General features: G+C 31.4%; 11 protein-coding genes and 1 pseudogene. 6 read left to right on the top strand and 6 right to left on the bottom strand.

Going from position 1 to position 18,442, the window contains the following annotated elements; genetic code table 11:
• Positions 1–263 precede the first annotated feature (263 nt).
• From H2650_RS10885 to H2650_RS10895, 3 genes are all read right to left on the bottom strand, one after another.
• Positions 264–1,769 carry a DEAD/DEAH box helicase gene (locus H2650_RS10885; RefSeq protein ID WP_188050829.1) on the bottom strand — a complete coding sequence of 502 codons (1,506 nt, stop codon included), beginning with the start codon at positions 1,767–1,769 and terminating at the stop codon, positions 264–266.
• A 356-nt stretch (positions 1,770–2,125) separates the two neighbouring features.
• Positions 2,126–3,520, bottom strand: a complete 1,395-nt coding sequence (locus H2650_RS10890) for a di-heme oxidoredictase family protein (RefSeq protein ID WP_188050830.1) — start codon at positions 3,518–3,520, stop codon at positions 2,126–2,128.
• Positions 3,521–3,576: 56 nt separating this feature from the next.
• Positions 3,577–4,770 carry an imelysin family protein gene (locus H2650_RS10895; RefSeq protein WP_188050831.1) on the bottom strand — a complete coding sequence of 398 codons (1,194 nt, stop codon included), beginning with the start codon at positions 4,768–4,770 and terminating at the stop codon, positions 3,577–3,579.
• 220 nt (positions 4,771–4,990) lie between these two features.
• On the opposite strand from H2650_RS10895, the gene H2650_RS10900 reads away from it, so the two are divergent.
• The 6 genes and pseudogenes from H2650_RS10900 (at position 4,991) to H2650_RS10925 (ending at position 12,609) form a co-directional block, all read left to right on the top strand.
• Entirely contained in the window at positions 4,991–6,112 is a 1,122-nt protein-coding gene (locus H2650_RS10900) for an imelysin family protein (RefSeq protein ID WP_188050832.1), read from the top strand.
• A gap of 2 nt (positions 6,113–6,114) precedes the next feature.
• Entirely contained in the window at positions 6,115–7,482 is a 1,368-nt protein-coding gene (locus tag H2650_RS10905) for an HTTM domain-containing protein (protein WP_188050833.1), read from the top strand.
• 61 nt (positions 7,483–7,543) lie between these two features.
• Positions 7,544–9,889, top strand: a complete 2,346-nt coding sequence (locus tag H2650_RS10910) for a TonB-dependent receptor family protein (protein WP_370566855.1) — start codon at positions 7,544–7,546, stop codon at positions 9,887–9,889.
• Between the two features lie 858 nt (positions 9,890–10,747).
• Positions 10,748–10,936 (top strand): annotated as a pseudogene (locus tag H2650_RS10915) (DUF202 domain-containing protein); the annotation flags it as partial.
• A 284-nt stretch (positions 10,937–11,220) separates the two neighbouring features.
• Positions 11,221–11,601, top strand: coding sequence for a hypothetical protein (locus H2650_RS10920; protein WP_188050834.1), 381 nt, complete (start codon positions 11,221–11,223; stop codon positions 11,599–11,601).
• A 318-nt stretch (positions 11,602–11,919) separates the two neighbouring features.
• Positions 11,920–12,609 carry a YgaP-like transmembrane domain gene (locus H2650_RS10925; protein ID WP_188050835.1) on the top strand — a complete coding sequence of 230 codons (690 nt, stop codon included), beginning with the start codon at positions 11,920–11,922 and terminating at the stop codon, positions 12,607–12,609.
• A 569-nt stretch (positions 12,610–13,178) separates the two neighbouring features.
• On the opposite strand, the gene H2650_RS10930 is transcribed toward H2650_RS10925, so the two are convergent.
• Genes H2650_RS10930 through H2650_RS16020 form a run of 3 tightly spaced genes read right to left on the bottom strand, consistent with a single transcriptional unit; the run spans position 13,179 to position 18,311 of the window.
• Positions 13,179–16,217: an efflux RND transporter permease subunit gene (locus tag H2650_RS10930; protein ID WP_188050836.1), complete on the bottom strand. Its 3,039-nt coding sequence runs from the start codon at positions 16,215–16,217 to the stop codon at positions 13,179–13,181.
• Positions 16,217–17,146 carry an efflux RND transporter periplasmic adaptor subunit gene (locus H2650_RS10935; RefSeq protein WP_188050837.1) on the bottom strand — a complete coding sequence of 310 codons (930 nt, stop codon included), beginning with the start codon at positions 17,144–17,146 and terminating at the stop codon, positions 16,217–16,219. Before H2650_RS10935 ends, H2650_RS10930 begins: the two co-directional genes overlap by 1 nt.
• A complete protein-coding gene (locus H2650_RS16020) occupies positions 17,136–18,311 on the bottom strand; it encodes a TolC family protein (protein ID WP_188050838.1) in 1,176 nt (391 codons plus the stop codon). The genes H2650_RS10935 and H2650_RS16020 overlap by 11 nt, the downstream gene beginning before the upstream one ends.
• Positions 18,312–18,442: the final 131 nt, after the last annotated feature.

Genomic DNA, 18,442 nt, shown 5'->3' on the forward strand with positions numbered 1-18,442 from the left:
TATAGAAAAAAAAAGTCATTTTTTTTATCATATTTGTATATGTAAATAAGTGAAATTTAATATTTTAAATCGACTTCTATGGTGCAACTATTAATTTACATTGTCACATGGGCTTCATTCTATATTGAAGCCCTGATAACATTTCTTCTAAATTTTAAATACTGAACGTAAATTTCAATGAAAATGCAAATCTTTACAGCCGTATAAAAATATTTTTTACTCTAAATGAGCAAGCTGCTTTCACTCGCACTAATTATTTCAGGTTATACATTTACTCTCGAATACAATTTTATAATCAAACCTTTAAGGCGATTTTGATAATCTTCAATTAGCCATTCCTTATAATTCTTGCTGGCATTGTCAAGATATTTTACATATTGCTTTACGCGCCATTCTATCTCAGGAAGTAGTTCTACTGCCAAAGCAATAGCTTGCGACAATGTTTCTGAATTATCTAAGCACATCTTTGTATGTTGTCTAATAGATTGTTGAATCACTGTTTTTGGTTTTCTAACGTTATCAATCGCTTCTTGATAATTTTCTTCTACATCATAGGCCATTTCTAATGTATTAGGAAAAAGCGCTCGCATTTCTGCTGTAATGGCACTCGATTGTGCAGCTGAAGTAGAACTTGCTTGATAGTTTAATTGTTTAGCAAAAGCATCTGGATGATTAAAAATGTAATTCCAATCTAAAGGTGCTTCCCATGGTCCAAATCGCTGAATGTTGTTTCCTAAATCAGTAATTCCAAATGATTTCTTTGAAGATAGCCTTCTTGCTCCTCGTCCTATCATCTGATGATATAAAGTGATCGATGTCGTAGCTCTATTTAATATTACATGCTTAATTGACGGTTCGTCAAAGCCGGTTGTAAGAATGGATACCGAAGTAAGAACGGCATCTTTAGTAGTTTTAAACCATTTCAAGATTTCCTTACGTTCCTCGTCAGATGTTTTATTATCTAAGTGTCTTATCGGTATTCCAGCTGCTTTGAAATTTTCCTCAACCTGTTTTGACACTGCAATTCCATTATTGAAAATTAAGGTTTTCTTGCCTGAAGCATTGTCTTTATAGGCATTTAATAATAGTTCCTGCATTGGAGCAGAACTATACAATTGGTTTGAGGAACTAACTGTAAAATCGCCATGAATTCCAGTTTTTAAAGAATTTAATTCTACTTCATAAATAAAAGACTTGGGCTTAGAAAGGAAACCTTTGTTAATCAAATTTCCAATGCTTTCACCAGTAAGAAGCTTACTGTAATACTGATTCATAGGTTTTGAAATATCAGAGCTGAAAGGTGTTGCTGTTACTCCAATTACAAACGCATTTTTAAAACTCTTAGTTAATTTTCTAAATGAATTATGATGCGCTTCATCAATAATGACAAGTCCTACCTCCTTAGTTTTAATTTTTTTTGCTTTGATTCTATTACGCAATGTTTCAACCATAGCTACATAACAGTTGGAACGATTTATAAAAGTATTACTCTTACTATTTATAATTCGATTGTGAACTGTAAGCTTTCTTAAAGTAGTTGAAGTTTGTCTAGAAAGTTCCTTCCTGTGGGTTATAATCATTACTTTTTGACCATATTGCTCAATAAATTGTCTGGCTATTTCAGAAAAAACCATAGTTTTTCCACCACCAGTTGGCAACTGGTATAATAGTTTACTTTTTGCTTCACTTTTTATTGTGTCAAAAATTATTGCAATATCTCTTTGCTGATAATCATAAAATGATGTTGCTGCTTGCGGTGTAATTTCCATATTTTAAAGTCTATTTAAACACTACTTTTATTAAAGATATAATGAAAATTTAGAAATATTTTTAAATGAATTAATTGATTTCTAAACAAGTAAAATACCTGTTTTCAGTAATGTAATTTTTTAATTTTTATGACAATAAAAGTAATACTACAACCTGTTATCAAATTTACATAATCGTTGTACTACAATTACATAATTGATCTAATGAAAGTACGTTAAAAGGACATATTTTAAATTAGTTTTAAGTGACATTAGAATGTTATAAAAATATTCAGTCTTTCCTTTCAAAATTATAAAAATTGTAATTAGATAATACATTTTATAAAAAAAGGCAGTCATTAATAACAGCCAAGTTATTACAGCGAATTTATAAATGCAAGTAAATCTTTTCGATTCTGTGCTGAAAGTTTTTTATAGCCGTCTTTACTTTTCTGCGCTTCACCTCCATGCCATAAAATAGCTTCTTCAATATTTCTGGCACGACCATCATGTAGTAAATTGGTATGTTTATTTACCGTTTGAATTAAACCTATACCCCATAGAGGCTGTGTTCGCCATTCGTTACCTGAAGCTTTAAAATCCTTTGCATTATCAGCTAAACCCGGACCCATATCATGCAATAACAAATCGGTATATGGACGTATAGTTTGATTTCTTAATGACACTATAGGGTGTGTATTTCCAGTTTTCATTTTGGGAATGTGGCACGAAATACATTGTAAAGTTTCAAAAGTTTTTTTACCAGCTAATACATTTTGATCGTTATGGTTTCTTCGTGCAGGAACTGCAAGTGTACTTGAATAAACGGCTACTCTATCTAAATTTATGTCTGTTATTTCTGGAGCTCCTCCATTTGGAATTTCGTCACAATTTACGCCTGGTGGACAGTTTTCATTGGGAAATAAATAGGACGTAATACCCATATCTCCAGAAAATGCTGCAGCAACTTGTTGTCTAACGTTTGGCTGATTTGATTTCCATCCAAAGCGTCCTATTTTGGTAGACTTTGTAAGTATATCATAAACATAATTTGGCCTTCCTGAAATTTCATTTTTATTATTGTCAATTGCAAAAGATAAAATAGTGTTTTCGTCAATCGCTTCTAGCAGTCCTAAGCCAGTCATTTGTGGCGCTATCCTAGGTGAAATTTTTGTAGAAGTTCCCAGACTTCCGTACCCTAAATCTCTAATTTGGTAACTAGGTTTTTGTAACTCAACCGTTGTTCCGTCGTCAAATTTCTCTATAATTGTTTGATATGAAACTGTATAGGAACCTTTAATAGAATGTCCTAAAATAGCACTATCCTGCAACTGCCCGCCATAAATAGGATCTACATAATCACTTCCATCAGGATAATTACCTTCCGTAGTTAAACGCAACAATAGTCCGCGAGATTTTTCACCATCAAATGCTGGTGGTTTACCTCTTCCGTCTTTAAAGTGGCAATTAGCACAGGAAACTGAATTAAAAAAAGGTCCTAATCCATCTCTAGCTGTTGTTGAAGCAGGTGCGGATACCCAACTTTGTCTAAAAAAAGAGTTGCCCACCCCAAAATCTATCTGTTCAATATTTGTCAAATTAGTACCTGCAAAACCAAAGGCTTCTTCTGAAGAATTAAAAACAGTAAAATCACCGCCAGAAAATTGCTCTTTCTCATCTGCTTGCAAATCAACATAAACTTCGTCTGTATCACTACAACCTACTAACGTTAGCAAAGAGATCGTTAGGAAAATTTTTAAAATCTTTTTCATAGTAAATAAAAAAAGTGCTCTATTTAAAGAGCACTTGATAGTTAAATATTAGATAATTAGCCATTAACAATTATTCCAATTTTAGCTGCTCCAGCAAGTAAATTTTTTCCAAAAACTTTAATCGCAGAAGAACCTGCTGTAACTTTTTTTCCTTCAGTTGATGCTGTCCCACCTGAGATTGCTAGATCAAAAGGAGTTTGTATTGCTGCAACTTTTGCTAGTGCGTCTTTTATTGAAGCAGCGGTGTCTGTAAAGCTAGTTTCATTCACGTGTTTAACTAGATCTTCTAAGGACGCTCCATCTATTGTGCCGTATTTTCCTTGATATACATTAATAACTCCTTGTAAATTTAAAGCAATATCTCTATGTGTATTGTCACTAAAACAAGAGTGTTCGTCTTCTTGATCTGCATTTTCTAATGCAACATCCATACGTTCAACGGGCAATTCTGCTAACGCTAGAGTAGTGATTCCTAAATACATGTTTTTTAAAGCCGTATCTTCTGCCAATGCTAAAAATTCTTTTCTATAATCATCTCCAACTTTCCATTGATTTACTAAGTAGTCTAAATTATCAGTTAAAACATCAGCACATGCATTCAAATAATCCGCTCTTCTTTTTTGATTTTTTGCAGTTCCAGCGACCGTTTGTAGATAATCAGTATAAGGTCTTAGTCCTGCTTTTTTCTCAGATGGGTCTGTCAAATCTTGTCCCCACAATAAAAATTCAATAGCGTGATATCCTACGGCTATATTCTTTTCGCCTGACTCCGTTTTACTAATTGTCAGCAGCACAGTTTTGTTAATTATAGGATAAAGCAGAGTTTGATTAATGATTCCATCTTGTGTCGTTGTTCCATTATTATCAACATAATCAATAAAGTTTTCATCTAATGGCCATGAGTTAATTAATGCTTCTGGACCATTATCTCCGGTGTCAATTGGTCCATTTGCAAAACGGTAAGCTTCAGTCGTACCATAACTTTCTCTTGAGACCTTCCATGCATTTTTTGCAGCTACAAAATTAGCCTCTGAAGGCGTGGTTGTAAAAGTTGTTACTGCTTTTTCTAAAAGTACGGCATCATCATAAGCTTGCTTGTAATTAGCATATGCTATCGTGGCATAATTTTCAATTACTTGCTTCTTTGTTACTTTCTGTTCAACTTCCGTAGACTTATCATCACTAGTACAAGATGCAACTGTCACACCAATTGTAAAGATAAAAACTGCTTTTAAAAATGCCTTATTCATATTATTGTTATTTAGATTAATTAAAAAGAAGAGCAAATATAAAAATATTTATTTAATAAATATTTCTTAGTTAGAAGAAATTTAAGATTTAACATTTGTCTAATTATCAGAATTTGCTACCATTTTTGAAAAGTTCGTTGAGCATAAAAAAACCTTAAATTAATTTAGAATAAATTCAAATAACTTATTTGACTTTTGTATTTTTGTAAAAAAATTTTTAATGAAGAAGCTATTATTTTTATTTTTCGGACTTGGGATTATTATATCTTGTTCGTCAAACGACTCAGATACAGACACTACCAGCAATCCTAATGCTTTTGATAGAGCGGCACTTTTGACAAATTGGGCAGATAATATTATCGTGCCACGTTACGAAATTTATAAACAGAAAACAGTTCTGTTAGAAAGTGCCACAACTTTATTTTTTAATACTCCAAATACTGTAAATCTTGATTTGTTGAGAAATGCTTGGTTCGAGGCGTATAAATCATATCAATCAATAGCGCTGTTTAATTTTGGTAAAGCAGAGGAAATTCGTTTAAATGAAATCAGCAATACCTATCCTACTGATGTTGCTGGAATCGAAAATAACATAGCATCTGGTAGCTATAATTTAAATTTGAATGCCCAATATGCAAAGCAAGGATACCCAGCAATCGATTATTTATTGAATGGATTAGGAACTGATGATGCTAGTGTTCTTAAGTTCTATACATCTAATGCCAACGCAGCAAAGTATAAAGACTATTTATCAGCAGTCGTAAAAAAAATTAATGATAATAACACAGTCGTCCTTAATGACTGGAAGACAAGTTTTCGAGATACTTACGTTAAAAACAATGGTACCTCCGTTACAAGTGCAGTAAATAGCACAACAAATGCATTTGTGAAACATTTTGAAAAAGATATCAGAACCGCTAAAGTTGGAATTGCTGCAGGTAAATTTTCAAATGAAATTAAGTTTCCTGAAAAAGTAGAAGGGTTTTATAAAAATGATATTTCAAAAACCTTATTAAAAATTGCTATTCAGTCTTCTAAAGATTTTTTTAATGGAAAAAGTACTACTTCTGAAATAAATGGATCAGGTCTGAAATCATTCCTTGACTATGTAAAAGCGGAGCGTGATGGTGTACTTTTAAGTAGCACTATTAATAAGCAGTATGATGTGGTATTAAATTCTACTACAATTTTGAATGAAAGTTTTTCCAATCAAGTAAATGCTGATAATTCAAAAATGTTACTTACTTATGATGCTATGCAGAAATTAGTTATATATACTAAGCTAGATATGATGCAAGCATTAAATATTTCTATTGACTATGTTGATGGAGATGGAGATTAATTATGAACAAAGCAATCAAAGATTATCTAAGTAAACAGTCATCAGCCGGAACGTTAGCTTTTTTTAGGCTGGCTTTTGGTTTAATGATGTGTTTGAGTTTACTTCGATTTGTTAGTTACGGATGGGTTGACAAATTTTACATTAAACCCTTATTTCATTTTACTTATTATGGATTTGAATGGGTTCGTCCTATTGGAATTTACACCTACTTAATATTTTTCATTGCATTTATCGCAGCACTAGGAATCGCACTAGGATATAAATATCGATTCTCAGCCTTAATTTTTTTTATGAGTTTTACGTATATTGAATTGATGGATAAAACCACTTACCTTAATCATTATTATTTTATTTCGGTAATTAGTTTTGTTCTTATTTTTTTACCGGCTAGCGCATTTTTTTCAATAGATGCTTATCGAAATGCACAGAAAAGATTTGAGTATATTCCACGCTGGACGACAGATGTTTTAAAATTATTATTAGGGATTGTCTATTTCTATGCAGGTTTAGCTAAGATTAATTCCGATTGGCTTTTTAATGCCATGCCCTTAAAAATTTGGTTGCCTACCAATTCAAATTTGCCCTTTCTAGGAGATTTATTAAACGAGAGTTGGGTTCATTATGCGTTTAGTTGGAGTGGAATGATTTATGACTTAAGCATTCCTTTTTTATTACTGTACAAACGAACGCGCTGGTTTGCATTTGTATTAGTTGTTATTTTCCATTTAATAACAAAAATATTATTTCCAATTGGGGTATTCCCATACATAATGATTGTAAGTAGTTTAGTGTTTTTTGAATCTTCATTCCATTTAAAAATATTGAGAAGAATTACCAAAGCATTGAACTTTAACATAGCAATGTTTCAAAATTCAAAAGTGTTAGTCGAAAATTTAAATTCATTTAGTCAAATAAAGCGTGTGATTTTGGGACTGTTTTTAGTTTTTCAATTAGTGTTCCCTTTTCGATACTTAGCCTATCCAGGTGAATTATTTTGGACTGAGGAAGGTTTTCGTTTCTCTTGGCGGGTAATGTTAATGGAGAAAGCTGGATATACAGAATTCAAAGTTGTTGATGCTCGTACAAAGCAAGAGATTTTGGTAATCAATCATCAATTTCTATCTGCTTTTCAGGAAAAACAAATGGCTTTTCAACCTGATTTTATTTTAGAATACGCACATTTTTTACATAATTATTACAAAAAAGCAGGTGTCAATAATCCTGAAGTGTATGTCGCTAGTTACGTTGCACTAAACGGTAGACTGAGTAAAACATATATAAATCCTTCCATAAATTTAGCTAAAGAATATGAATCTTTCCAACACAAATCATGGATTCTTCCATTTAATGACACTATCAAAGGTTTTTAAATTTTTTACAATTTTTTTATTTTCCACCTCGGTATTTTCACAAAATAAAATTTCTGGTTTTGTGCACGACGCGATGGGTAAAAAAATAGTAGCGGTAGAAGTCATTAATAGCAGTACCAATCAAAAAGGTACTACCGATGCTAATGGCTATTTTGAAATGATCGTTACAAATGAAGGATCTTACAATTTTCTATTTTATAAAGATAATTATGCTATTACAGATGAAGTGATTGTCGCACCTACCAATAATTTAGTAATTACTTTGCGTGCAATGAATTCACTTTCAGAGGTGATAGTAAGTAAGGAACGCGATAAGGTATTTACATTAAATAAACTAAAGGATATTGAGGAAACAGCTATCTATGCTGGTAAAAAAACGGAGGTTATAGCAGTTTCTAACCTTTTGGCTAATAAAGCAACAAATAATGCAAGGCAAATTTATGCACAAGTAGTAGGGCTTACAATCAATGAAAGCTCGGACGGAGGTTTGCAATTAAGCATAGGAGGAAGAGGTTTAAATCCTAATAGAACCTCTAATTTTAATACGCGTCAAAATGATTATGATATTAGTGCAGATGTATTAGGATACCCGGAAAGTTACTACGCTACTCCAACTGAAGCTTTGGAAGAAATACAAGTTATTCGTGGTGCAGCTTCCCTTCAATATGGAACACAGTTTGGTGGATTAGTAAATTTTAAAATAAGAAAACCAGTTGATAAACTTATTGAGTTTTTGACGAGAAATACAAGTGGGTCTCATGGGTTGTACACTAATTTTAGCAGTTTAAGTGGAACTTCAAAAAAATTCAGTTACTATACTTTTATAAACTATAAAAAAGGAGATGGTTTTAGACCAAACTCTGATTTTGAAAGTAAAAATTATTTTATAAACTTAAATTATCAATTCACTAAAAATACTTCTTTACACTTTGACTACACTTATTTTAATTACTTAGCACATCAAGCAGGAGGTTTAACAGATGAAATGTTTAATTCTAATTCAAATCAAAGCAATCGTGAACGAAATTGGTTTGGTGTAAATTGGAATTTATATGCGCTGCGATTCAAACATCATTTTGAACATAACGCTGATTTTTCTTTACAATTTTTTGGTTTAGATGCAAGCCGAAAAACAGTTGGTTTCCGTCCTAATAGAGTTTCTATTCCGGATGAGGTCGACACCGTACGAGATTTGATTACTGGAGATTTTGTTAACTGGGGAGCAGAAGCGAGATACCTTAAGAGGTATAGCATTAATGATAATTTAAGTGCTTTTTTGATAGGAGGTAAATATTACCAATCTAATAATACTGGCATTCAAGGACCAGGAAGTTCAGGAAGCAATGCTGATTTTAATTTATCTACAAATGAATTTCCTTTTTTCGAAAACCAATCTGATTATCATTATCCAAATCTAAATTTTTCCCTATTCGGTGAGAATATTTTTAAGATTAGTTCTAAATTTTCTATCACTCCTGGATTTCGAATTGAAAAAATTAGAACAGAGGCAAATGGTTCCTACAGAAAGATTAATCGAGATTTAGCAGGAAATATAATATTAGATGAAACTATTTTTGAAGAGAATGTCAAGGATAGAAATTTTGTTTTATTTGGTGTCGGACTAAGTTTTAAACCCAAAAATGGCATAGAAGTATATGGAAATATTTCTCAGAATTACCGATCTGTAACATTCAATGACATCCGAACTGTAAATTCTAATCAAGCAATCGCACCTGGCATTTCTGACGAAAAAGGATATACTTCAGATATTGGTATACGTGGGAATTTAGGAAATAAAGTAAGTTTCGATTCGAGTGTTTATGCATTGTATTACAATGACAAAATAGGAGAATATAATACTGAAATAGGTGGGCTTTTCTATCGTTATCGTGACAATATTGGAACGGCATTGACTTATGGCTTTGAGACCTTACTAAATTGGAATATAGCTGAAACATTCTTTGTGAAGTCAGATGATTTTTTGTGGAATGTTTTTACAAATGCAGCTTTTACAGGTTCAGATTATTTAAGATCAGAGCAAAAAGGAATTGAAGGAAAGGAAGTAGAATTTGTACCAATGTTAAATTTAAAGATAGGATCTGGTGTAGGATATAAAAACTTTATGGCGAGTATTCAATTTTCGTACGTTTCCTCTCAATTTACTGATGCTACTAATTCAAAGGTTGGTGCTAATGCAATAAGCAATGGTACTTCAGGGCAAATCCCATGTTACTATGTGGGCGATATATCTCTTTCTTATAAATGGAAGCAATTTAAGCTAGAAACGGGATTAACAAATTTTACCAATAATACCTATTTTACAAGAAGAGCTACTGGTTATCCAGGTCCAGGAATTATCCCCTCTGACCCCATATCTTTTTATACCACTTTAGAATTCAAGTTTTAATTTTAATGAAAATCTTGAATTAAGTATTAAAAAAAACATACCATCTAGATTGAATATCACTTTTTGTTACTTGTAAATAAATAGTAATTGTAATAGCAAAACTAAAAAAATAAGTAGCTTAAAGCTAAATGCGATTCACACGAAAAACTTAAAACTATCCTAAAATCCAATGGAAGATGAAAAATTGAAATAACTGAATTTTACTTAAATTCATTATGAAAAATTTTATTATAAAAATTGATCGATGCTTGGACTATTGTTGTGTTACTAATTCCCCTTGAACAATGGAGACGTGGGCTTTTTATGTATGCCCGAACGGGTGGAAAGGACATACGCCGTTACAGCTACTTCAACAACCTGACTACCCGTGACCTTCGTTTGCAACAAGCATCGATTCAATTTTTTATGTAAAGCTTAAAGCTAGACTTAAATCAAAATTCAATTTTTTCTTCATTTTTGTTTCTACAACGTAAAAATTAATTATTAAAGATTAGCTTGAATTCTGTTATGTAAATTTATATCATCCACATACTTATCATCTTACAGAATTTTAAGAGAAATTTATATTATTTTATATACAATAAAAAATAAATATATAATACTATATATCCAATTTAAATAAATTGTATATATAGTATTTTATAACTGATGCCCTTTACTATTTGAACGCATATGAAAATTACAGTAACTATATGAAGACTTATATAGCAAAAATTGACATAGAGATTTTAGAACAATTTAGTCGAAAGCTATAAGTCCTTTCTAAAGCTTTAAAATAATTTTACAATTATTAATTATGATAATGAAACAATGGAAAATAAAGATGATAAGTTTTTTATAAATTAATTTCTTTCCAACGAAAGAACTTTTCTATCGTGGATTCGTACTGCTGTAGGGATACTCGTTTTAGGTTTTGTTACTGTTAAGTTTTCACTGTTCTTAAAACATATTCCAACTAAGAATATTCAAGAAATACCAATACATATTAGCGACTATACCGTTTATATGGGTTTTGGCTTCTTAATTGCCGGAGCACTTATAATTTAGCTTATCTCCGATACATTCAAACAATCAAATTACTTAAGAAAGGGGAGTATAAATATTCCTCTTTACTTGTTACAATATTTTCTGTCATTCTTTTTATTATGGTTATTTCTCTTATCTCTTATTTGACTGCAAGCAATTATTAGAATGATGCAAATCCTACCTTTTATGTGCTAAATCAATTCGCAATCATCTTATAATTAATAAAGTATAAAATGTAATTATGTAAATGATAACGTGATTCTTTCACTAATTTTAATTTATTATTAATTCAAACATTCAACAAAATGGATAATTTAAGTAAAACAACAAGTGACATCAAAGAGGCAGCAAAAGAAAGTGTAGAAAACATGATAACTAATGAAAATGTGACTGACCACACAAATAAAAGAGATACCTACAATTCTCCTGACCATGATGACAATAGATTAAGTGATCAAGAAAATAAAGAACTTAATGAAGAGGAAGATAATGACGATTTCCTGAATAATGGGGAAAATGATTACGACATGGATGAAATTGACGAAATTGACGAAATTGATATCGATGAACAATCGGACAATGATACAAATGATGACGAAACTCCGCAGAACAACGAGCACTTTTTAAATAGCGCTGATCCTAATGATCCAATAGGAGACGGGTCAAATAGAAATGAAAATTATTAATTTAAAAGAAGAACATAATAATAGAAGGATTTGAAAAAATTCTGTAATAGAAAAATATATGATTCTTAATTATTTTGAAATTATAAATCTATGCTCCTGTTCATGTTTATCAATGATGAAACAGTTATAAGGATTTTTAAAAATTAAAAATTTGAAAATTATAAGTGGCTCCACAGTGGTTGTTTGTTTAAAAATGTAAAAAAAATATAATTGACATTATTATTTTATTTATCAATCTAAAATTAGTTATCATCGTCGTGGAGTCACTTATAACAATTAAATAAAATTTTATAAGAGGTAACATAAAAATATCGAAAAATGGAAAATAAAAATTCATCCCAACATTATGCATTAAGCAATATACTTCCTAAAAAAAATGTTCCTACAATTGAAAGGATATTAATGATTGCCGGTGGTGCTTATGTTCTTTATAAAGCGTTTTCCCAGAAGGAAAGTAGTACAGCAAAAAACACCGTTGGTGGAGCGATGCTACTACGTGGACTTTCAGGATATTGTCCAGCATATCATGCTGCAGAAACCTTTAGTGATGCTGATCCACATTACGTAGATATTACAGTCAGTACAACGGTAAATAAACCTATTTTACAAGTGTATTCTTTCTGGAGAAATTTAGAAAACTTACCTAAATTTATGAATCATTTAGAAAGTGTGCAAAATCTAGATCATGAAGTTTCTGAGTGGACAGCCAATGGCCCATTGGGAGTTGGAAAAATAAGATGGAAAGCAAAAATAAGCAAAGAAGAAACTGGTAAATTTTTGAGCTGGAAATCAGTCAATAATTCATCAATAGAGAACATAGGAAAAGTTTCTTTTAAACCAGTTGGTCAGGCTACTACTATTGACGTCACCATTTTGTATCGAGCACCATATGGCGTTTTAGGGGATAAAGCAGCACAATTATTTAATTCTTACTTTAAAAATATGGTTAAAAATGACATTGAAAGTTTCAAGTATTATATCGAATCAAATGGGTTAAATACCGATTAGAGAGAATAAATAATTTTACTAGGTAAAAGCAGATGTAATTCACTTTATAAAAGATAATACACAATTGGACATATGGTCTGCTACATACTTACACGACCTAGTTTCGCACTTGAAGATAGAATAAATTAAAATATGCGTGCAGTAGTTTGTATGTTTTAGTGTTTTCAAAATGAAATCTTATAATAGTTATTTACTAATAAAATAGCTATTCAAGAAAGAATATAATTTATAGTATGTCATTTCGAAATTCACTTTCAACTGCACTGTTAGTGAATATTTGTTCATTTTTTTAATAAAATTTATTACCTTTATTCATTACAAAAAAATCCAAAACTTTGGAAGTAACCCTATGGGTGTCCCTGTTCTTAAATAGTATATCGTAAACCCCTATAATCACTGGAAAATATTTAAAGGCAACGGAACCTCTTTCTCCGCGAGCTGAAAAGCAACTGGGAAGATAACCCCGTAAATCTTATGATTTATGGGGTTTTTCATTTTATATAGAATTTCAATTATTAAATAATTTTTGGATAAATCTCAAAAGTTGGGTAATAGCAAAAAATAAATTACTATTCTTTGTGTTCAATATCAAAATAATATAGCAAACTAGGCAGTACTATTAATAATAACGGCATCGCAATCAAAAAACCACCAATAACTGCAATTGCTAAAGGCTGATGCAATTCTGAACCTGTACCAATACCAATTGCCAAGGGCATTAAAGCAATGATTGCTCCTATAGCAGTCATTAATTTAGGTCTTAACCTTGTTGAGATCGCATATACGAGCGATTGTTTTTTATTATTCGAAATTTGATACGTTTCTTTAAATTGTAAATAGGTAAAAATAGCATTCTCACTAATAATTCCAACAATCATAATCAATCCGGTATAGCTACCTACATTTAGTGGTGTGTTTGTTAAAAATAGTAAGAGATAACTTCCTGAAATTCCTAAAACTGACACAAACAGCAAGATGAAAGCTACTTTTAGATTTCGAAATAGAAAGAGCAAAACTCCAAAAACTAGTAAACACGAAGCTACTAAAATTAGCAATAATTCTTTGAATGATTGTTGTTGGTCCTTATAAGCTCCCGCATAATCAATGTAATACCCGCTAGGAAGAACAACTTGGCTGGACACTTCCTTTTTTATATCCTTCATCACAGTTCCCAAATCTTTATTGTCTAGCCTACCCGTAACTACACACATCATTTGCAAATTTTCACGCTCAATTTCAGCGATTCCTTTCGAAATGGAGATGTTGACAAGAGTGCTAATAGGTATTGATTTTCCATTGGGTAAAAAAATAAAAATCTTTCTTATCTCTTCTAAATTTCTATTTTGAGTATTTGGATATATCAATCGAATTGGTACTGCTTTATCCAATTCTAACACCGAACCAATCACATTTCCTTCTAATAAAGTTTGGAGTTGAAACTGTAAATTGGCCGGAGTAATACCGTATTGTGACAACTGACTGTAATTTGGAGTAATACTGATAGAAGGTCCAGCATACACAACGCCATCAAAAACATCAGCAGTTCCTGGCGTTTTTTCGACTATATGAGCGACTTGTTTTGCTATTTTTTGAAGTTCAGCTTGGTTGTTTCCAAAAACTTTTACTTCAATAGGTGAAACTGAACTCATCAAGTCCCCTAACATATCACCAATTACTTGACCAAAATCAATTCGAAGAGCAGGTTGTGACGTTTCTACTTTTAATCTAATTTCATCAATAATATCATTACTAGTTTTGGATCGGTCTTTTTTAAGTTGAATTAAATAATCACCTCTATTGGGTTCTGTAATAAAAAAGCCCATTTGCGTACCAGTTCTTCTGCTATACGCTTCTACTTCGGGGATAGTATGAATTATTTTCTCTACCTCAACTAGCATTCTATCCGTTTCTTCTAATGATGTTCCTGGTGGCGATTCGTAATCTAAAACAATACTTCCTTCGTCCATTTCAGGAAGAAAACCAGTTTCTAATCGCGGGAGAATTAAAACTATTGAAACAATTAATAGCACACAAAAAACAAAACTCATGATGGGTCTTTCAATAAAATAAGCCACCCATTTTTGAGTTTTTACCTCATGATGCTCTGTTACTTCTTTTTCTTCAGAAATGACTTTTCCTTTTTTAGTAAGCAGTAAATAAACAACAGGCAACAATATCCATGTCACAAAAAACGAACAAACCAATGTGATAATCATGGTATCCGTTAGCACTTTAAAATAAGCACCTGCAACACCACTCATTAAAACAAAAGGAAGAAAAATAACAATTGTACATAATGAAGATCCTACCATTGCAGGAAAAAGATACTGAATTGCCTTTTGCAACAAAGCTGTAGTAGGTTCTTCAGGATGCTCTTCATGGGTTCTATGAATTTGCTCTACCACAACAATAGCATCGTCAATTATAAGTCCTAAAGCTGCCGCTATAGCTCCCAAAGTCATAATATTAAACGTTTGTCCTGTAAAATATAATACTAACAACGTAGCGCAGAGTGTAACTGGAATTATAATTAAAATAGTAGCGCTCGCTTTGACAGATTTCAAAAACAAAATAGCTACAATAATTGCTAAAAAGAGTCCAATCAGCAAACTATCGGTAACGCTTCTTACGGCATCTCCCACAAAACTAGCTTGTTCATAATACGGCTTTATTTTTAGATCACTTGGAATTATTTTTTGTAATTCTTTCAACTTCAATTCCATATCAGAAGACATAGTGATTAAATTGGCATTAGGCTGTTTTATAATAGCAATTAAAACACTTTCTTTTCCATTAGCATTGACTTTGATATATTCTTTAGCCTCTTGTAAAGCTACATTAGCCACATCTTTTAAGGTTATAATCCCTTTTCCGTTATTTAAAATTACAAGATTTTTTAAATCCGATTTTGTTGCAATTTGAGCGTCTGTTAATGTTAAATATAAAAAGCGATTATCAGCCAAATATCCATTGGAAGTAATAAAATTAGTTTGGTTCAACACCTGCGAAATGGCGTCTGGCGTGATTCCGTAGGCAATCATTTTATTCAGATTGAGTTCAATCCAGTATTCTTTTTCTTTTCCACCAACAACTCGGACTTCACTGACACCTTCTACCTGCGAGAGAAATGGTTTAATTGTAAAATTAGCTATCTTCTTAATTTCGATAGGAGATCTGTTTTTACTTTCGATAGCATAACCAATAACTGGCAGAATCGATGGGTTCATCTTTTCGACTGTTATTTGGATATTTGCCGGTAAATCGCTTCTAATTTGGTTAATCCTGGACTCAATTTGTTGTTTACCAACATCCAAATCAGATTTCCAATCTATAAAGGCTGAAATTTCACAACTACCTCTACTGGTGGTGCTTCGAACGGTTTTTAGATTTGGTATTTTCTTTATCGCATTTTCTAATGGCTTGGTTACAGTAACCATCATTTTATCTACGGGTTGTTGGCCTGCATCAGAAATCACTTTGATTTTAGGAAAAGTTATTTCAGGAAATAAACTGGTTTGCATTTTAGAATACGCAAAAATACCTCCTAACAATAGCAAGAAAATAATGGTGCTTAGTCCGCTTTTATATTTTACAAAAAAATTATTCATTACTTGCTACCATTTATAATTTTCACTTTAATAGTGTCCCCTACTCCATAATTCCCAGAAGTGACTATTCTATCTGTAACATTAAATTTAGGAGTTATAATCTCCGTTCTTTCTTGGTTTTTCAAACCTATTTGAACAGGAACTTTAATAGCGGTAGAATCATTTTTGAGTAACATAACCCAATATTCTGTTTCGATTTCATTACTTAAAATAGCAGATTTTGGCAACGTAATTATATCCGATTTATTCGATTTTGGGATACGTACCGAAATAATAAGGTTTTCAGGTAAAACTTGATTGGAATTCATTTTTAAAAATATACTTTGCATTTGAGACATTGTATCTACCGAAGGGATGAATTGCTTTACTGTTGCAGAAATTGATGTGCCATCAGGCAAATAAACCGATAATTGTTGGTTAATAGAAACATACTTTTTTAGTTCGAAAGGAACATTTATAACGACACCATAATTATCTGAATCATTAATTACTGCTAATATATCGCCCTCTTGAACATAGTTTCCTTTTTCAACATTTACAGCAGTAATAAAGCCATTGGAACTTGATGTAATTGAAACTGCTGTCCCAAAATGCAAATTCGGATCTAATTTATTCACATCATTTCCTAGTGCAATTGACTCTTTAGTTTTTATCGAAAACAGTCGCTTTCCTTTAGCAACTTTATCATTCGTAGTCGCATTGACAGCAGTAACATAACCAGTAATGATAGCCTTAATTGGTGTTTTGACAATGTAAGAAACCGTACCTGAAACCTCTTCAAAATCATCAATTCCTTTATTATCAACTGTAGTTACAGTAACAGGAATTATGGTTTCTGTCTCCGTTACTGCCGCTTCTTTTTTATTACAAGAATACAATAACATAGAAAAAAGCACCATGGAAAAAAGTATCGTTATCTTATTTTTCATTTGTGTTCCAATAATTAAGTTCATTAATCAATAGTAATCTTGCCATATTATTTTGAGCAATCGCATTTGTAATGGTTAAGGAATTACCTAACGCAATCACAAAATCAGGTATCATTGCATTTCCAGTCACTAATAGCTTATTAAAAGCGTCGAGTAATGTTTTATTAATTTTTAACTGTGATTGCAGTTGCTCATTCATCATTTCGTTTTGACTTAATTTCAATTCTAACTGCTGTTGCTGTTGTTTGAATTGTCGCTCAAATTGTCTTTTGTAAGCAATGTTAGTTTCTGAGACAAATTTGTTTTTAGTAATTTGCAGTTTTCTTTGATTTCCATCGTAAATAGGCACCGAAAGATTAAGACCAACAGCACTACCAAAATGCTTGTAATACTGCCCCGTTAAAGTAGAAATATAACCGGCATCTGCTAATATGGTTACAGACGGTTTATAGGTATTTGCAATATTTTGCTTTTGATTCTCAATACTTAAACTATCAATTTTAAATTGTTGATTGTAAATTGAACTCTCAGCATTAATGGCTTGTTTTAATTCGATTTGAGGATGAATTAATACTATATCTGATTTTTCATTGGTGCCTGATAGATAATTTAATATTTGCAAATCATTTTCAAATTGGTTTTTCATCTGCATCATCATAATTTCCTGTTGCTTCACTGTTGCTAAAAAAAGAAGATAATCCGTTTGTTTGTAAATCGATTTCTGAGTGAACTTTTTTAGAATTTCTAACTCATTATTCAATAAACCAAACTGTTGTTGAAGATTTAGATACTGACTATAATCAGAAAAAGTAACGATATATTGAAGTCGGATTGCTTTTGTAATATCATTTGCTGTGATTTTTTTATTAAAATCTACTTTGTCTTTTAATAAAGTAATGGCACCTAGCTGATTATTTTTTTGGCTTTTGCCAAATATCTTCTGAGAAAAACTTACTATTCCGTTTACGTTTTGACCATTAGTAATGGCGGTGTCATATCCGAAATTATTAATTACAGGCGCATAATTACCGGTTAAATTAACACTTAACTGTGGTTTTAAATTGGATTTATACAATAAACTATCTATTGACAAGGAACTAGATTGATTATTCAAATCGTTTAATAAAGCGGTATTCAAGAGTGCTTTTTCAATAAAAAAATCCACATCTCTTTTTTGAGAAAAAGATGTAATTGAAAATAGTGATGTTATGAAGAGTATAACAATTCGCATAGTTTAGTAAATATAAAAAATTAGAACATCTCATTTACAAGATGTTCTAATAATAAAAATTGTAG

Source organism: Flavobacterium sp. GP15, from assembly GCF_014281985.1.
GTDB lineage: Bacteria > Bacteroidota > Bacteroidia > Flavobacteriales > Flavobacteriaceae > Flavobacterium > Flavobacterium pygoscelis.

Bases quoted from the DNA above. Each gene is read 5' to 3' on its own strand.
- H2650_RS10885 (WP_188050829.1), bottom strand. From the start codon at position 1,769: ATGGAAATTACACCGCAAGCAGCAACATCATTTTATGATTATCAGCAA.
- H2650_RS10890 (WP_188050830.1), bottom strand. From the start codon at position 3,520: ATGAAAAAGATTTTAAAAATTTTCCTAACGATCTCTTTGCTAACGTTA.
- H2650_RS10895 (WP_188050831.1), bottom strand. From the start codon at position 4,770: ATGAATAAGGCATTTTTAAAAGCAGTTTTTATCTTTACAATTGGTGTG.
- H2650_RS10900 (WP_188050832.1), top strand. From the start codon at position 4,991: ATGAAGAAGCTATTATTTTTATTTTTCGGACTTGGGATTATTATATCT.
- H2650_RS10905 (WP_188050833.1), top strand. From the start codon at position 6,115: ATGAACAAAGCAATCAAAGATTATCTAAGTAAACAGTCATCAGCCGGA.
- H2650_RS10920 (WP_188050834.1), top strand. From the start codon at position 11,221: ATGGATAATTTAAGTAAAACAACAAGTGACATCAAAGAGGCAGCAAAA.
- H2650_RS10925 (WP_188050835.1), top strand. From the start codon at position 11,920: ATGGAAAATAAAAATTCATCCCAACATTATGCATTAAGCAATATACTT.
- H2650_RS10930 (WP_188050836.1), bottom strand. From the start codon at position 16,217: ATGAATAATTTTTTTGTAAAATATAAAAGCGGACTAAGCACCATTATT.
- H2650_RS10935 (WP_188050837.1), bottom strand. From the start codon at position 17,146: ATGAAAAATAAGATAACGATACTTTTTTCCATGGTGCTTTTTTCTATG.